The sequence below is a fragment of the Mesorhizobium sp. M5C.F.Ca.IN.020.32.2.1 genome (genome assembly GCF_004023105.1).
GTDB lineage: Bacteria > Pseudomonadota > Alphaproteobacteria > Rhizobiales > Rhizobiaceae > Mesorhizobium > Mesorhizobium wenxiniae.
The window spans coordinates 1-3,446 of sequence record NZ_RZSX01000703.1 but is presented as its reverse complement, the minus strand read 5'-3'; the positions used below and the strand labels follow the sequence as shown (position 1 = coordinate 3,446).

General features: G+C 63.2%; 4 protein-coding genes and 1 pseudogene. All 5 read left to right on the top strand.

All coding sequences use genetic code 11. From position 1 onward, the window contains the following. Window positions 1-214, top strand: a pseudogene (locus tag EOA86_RS27315) (3-hydroxyacyl-CoA dehydrogenase); the annotation flags it as partial. A gap of 86 nt (window positions 215-300) precedes the next feature. Continuing rightward, a complete protein-coding gene (locus EOA86_RS27310) occupies window positions 301-945 on the top strand; it encodes a CoA transferase (RefSeq protein ID WP_245497394.1) in 645 nt (214 codons plus the stop codon). Between the two features lie 210 nt (window positions 946-1,155). Further along, window positions 1,156-1,917: a HugZ family protein gene (locus EOA86_RS27305; RefSeq protein ID WP_127210856.1), complete on the top strand. Its 762-nt coding sequence runs from the start codon at window positions 1,156-1,158 to the stop codon at window positions 1,915-1,917. A gap of 173 nt (window positions 1,918-2,090) precedes the next feature. Continuing rightward, window positions 2,091-2,429 (top strand): metalloregulator ArsR/SmtB family transcription factor, encoded by a 339-nt coding sequence (locus EOA86_RS27300; protein ID WP_127210857.1) that lies wholly within the window; start codon window positions 2,091-2,093, stop codon window positions 2,427-2,429. Between the two features lie 241 nt (window positions 2,430-2,670). Next, a partial coding sequence (locus EOA86_RS27295) for an RNA methyltransferase (protein ID WP_164892014.1) occupies window positions 2,671-3,446 on the top strand: 776 nt, incomplete at its 3' end.

Below are 3,446 nucleotides of genomic sequence, written 5' to 3'. Positions count from 1 at the left end.
CGTCTGCACCATCGCGCCCGGCATCTTCAAGACACCGATGATGGCCGGCATGCCGCAAGAGGTGCAGGATTCGCTTGGCGCTGCGGTACCCTTCCCGTCCCGTCTCGGCGAGCCTTCCGAATATGCAGCCCTTGTGCTGCACATCATCGAAAACCAGATGCTCAACGGCGAGACCATCCGCCTTGATGGCGCCATCCGCATGGCGCCGAAGTAGCCGTCCATGAGTGCCTAAGTCGCCCCGCAGGCGAAGACCGGCCCGCTCGCCGGCCTGACGGTGATCGAGATGGCCGGATTGGACCGGTGCCGTTACCCGGCCTGATGCTGTCGGAGATGGGAGCCGAGGTGCTGCGAATCGAGCGGGCTGGGTCGACCCGGCCGTTTCTGACGCTACCGGATGAATACGACATCGACCGTCACGGCCGCTCCGTCCTGCGGATTGACCTGAAGCACTTGGAAGGCGCCGAACTGGTGCTGCGCCTTGCCGAAAAGGCCGACATGCTGATCGAAGGGTTTCGTCCCGATGTCATGGAGCAGCTTGGTCTTGGGTCGGCCGCGGTACTGGCACGCAACTCGGCGCTGATCTACGGCCGCACGACGGGATTCGGCCAGAACGGACCGCTATCGGATCGTGCCGGCCACGACATCACCTACCTCGCCTATTCGGGTGTGCTGCACGCCATCGGCCAGGAAGGAGGCCGGCCAGTCCCACCGCTCAACCTCGTCGCCGACTATGGCGGCGGCGCCGTGATGCTGGTGCCGGCGCACTGGCCGCCCTGTTTGGGCGCTTCGATGCTGACGACACTGTGCACGCCGATCGAGTCGGGCAGAAGACACGGGACGACTGGGACCGTCTCTTTGCTGCGACCGACTCTTGTGTTGCACCGGTTCTGTCCCTGCGGGAAGCCAGGGATCATCCCCACAATGGCGCTCGCAACGCCTTTCTGACGTCGGGTGCGCTTGAGCGCCCCGCCCCGGCGCCGCGTTTTTCGCGCTCCCGGCCGACGCTTGCCGCTATGCCGGCCTATCACGATTGTCAGGCGGCGACCGTGCTGGCACGCTTCGGCCTTCCCGAAAATCGAAACTGAAGCCCTTGTCAAATCCGGTGTGATAGGTTGATAACCAGAGACTAAACATCAGCTTAAGACGGTGTGGATTTTGGCCGACCGAAAGAAGGACGTGATCCGCGAGACCGACGCCGAAGCGATCAGGCTGGCAAAGACGCTGATCCGCAGTGCCCGTTTCGGCGCGCTGGCGGTGATCGAACCCGGGACCGGTTCGCCGCTGGCCAGCAGGGTTGGCGTCGCCACCGATCTCGACGGCACGCCGCTGATCCTTGTATCGATGCTGTCCGCCCATACCGGCGCAATCCTTGCCGACCCGCGCTGTTCGCTGCTTGTCGGCGAGCCCGGCAAGGGCGACCCGCTGGCGCACCCGCGGTTGACGCTCGTCTGTCGGGCAGCACGGCTTGAGCGTGGATCCGGCGAGCACGCCCGCGCCGACCGGCGCTATCTCAACCGCAACCCCAAGGCGAAGCTCTATGCCGGTCTTGGCGACTTCTCGATCTTCCGCCTCGAGCCAGAGCGCGCCAGTCTCAACGGCGGCTTTGGCAAGGCCTACCTGCTCGAACGCGCCGATCTGGTCACGACCGCACCGATCGTCGAAGAGCTTGCCGCTGGCGAACAATCCGCCCTCGACCACATGAATGCCGACCATAGCGACGCGATCGCCGTCTACGCGCGCCACTTCGCCAAGGCGGTGGGCGACGGCTGGGTCGTCACCGGCTTCGACGCCGACGGCATGGACCTGGCGCTGGGCGACGATGTCTGCCGGGTGTTCTTTCCCGAGCCATTGAGGACGGCGCGCGAGCTCAGGCATGTTCTGGTCGACATGGCAAAAACCGGCCGAGTGGCGGATTAAACACAGTCCGACAGTTAATCGCGTCGGGCCGAAAGCAAGTCTTGAGGTTTGAGCGAGATGTTCTACGCTTTCCCGGTAGCGTTGAATCGCCAGCGCACATTCGCGAGTGAGCCTATGGAATCAGACGCTATTGCCCCCATAGCGCCGGATGAGCAGGAAGGCATGGGGGATCGATGGTCTCGAAAAAGCTAATTGCCAATGCCGAATCAGCGGCTGCGTTTCTGACGCTGATGGGCAACGAGAAACGACTGTTGATCATGAACTATCTGGCCGACGGTGAAATGTCGGTCGGCGCTATCGCCGAGAAGGTTCTGCTCAGCCAATCCGCCCTATCGCAGCATCTGGCCAAACTGCGGGCGCTCGATCTCGTCGAGACCCGGCGCGACCGGCAGATGATCTACTATTCCTGTAAATCCGATGCCGTGCGCGAACTTCTCAGCACGCTGGACGGGATTTTCGGCGAGGGTGAGCTATCGCAGATGGCATACCGCCCGCGTCGCTCCGGGACGTAACCGGCCAATGCATGTCGCCCAAAAGCCTGCCCTTGGGCTTGACCGAGGGTGCGAAGCGGTTTTGGGATAACGATATCCATAAATGCAAGAACTGGCCCGGGCACCCTTACCTCGCTAACGATTCTAAGAGCGACTTGCGTCCAGTTGGACGCAGAAAGTACGCTCTAACACTTTGGATCCACGCGTCGTGCTGTCGGAAAGCTCACCACGATCGGGCCGATGCGAGTCAGCTGAGGCAAGCATGCGCCCCATTCGTATCGACGACCCGCAAGACCCGCGCGTCGCCGCTTATCTCGACATCCGCGAGCGCGATCTTGCCGGCCGGCAGGGCCGTTTCGTTGCCGAAGGAAAGGTGGTGCTCGAAATGCTGCTCGAGGCCAAACGCTTTGCGGCCGAATCGGTGCTGGTACTCGACAATCGGCTGGCAGGCCTTGACGGAACCCTGCGCAAAGCACCCGTGGACCTTCCGGTCTACGTGGCGGCCAGCGAGGTCATGGACAGGATTGCCGGCTTTCACATGCATCGCGGCATATTGGCGATTGGCCGCAAAGGCGCGGCGCAGCCTGCAGGGGCCTTGCTGGATACCCTGCCCGCCCGGGCGTTGATCGTCGTGCTGGTCGGCATCGCCAACCATGACAATATGGGCTCGATCTTTCGCAACGCCGCCGCCTTCCGCGCCGATGCCGTGTTTCTAGACTCGACCTGCTGCGATCCGCTGTACCGCAAGGCGATCCGCGTTTCGGTCGGCGCCGCGCTGAAAGTTCCCTTCGCCTCCTTCACTGAGACCATCGGCTTCACCACAGCGCTCGACCGGCTGGGCTTCGGCCAGTTCGCTTTGTCGCCGCGCGGGCGAACCGGCATCCGCGATACGAAAAGGACTGAACGGCTGGCGCTCTATCTCGGCGCCGAAGGCGAAGGCCTGCCCGAAAGCCTGCTCGCCCGTCTGCGGACGGTGCGGATCGATATGGCAGAAGGCTTCGACAGCCTGAATGTCGCCGCCGCGTCAGCCATCGCCTT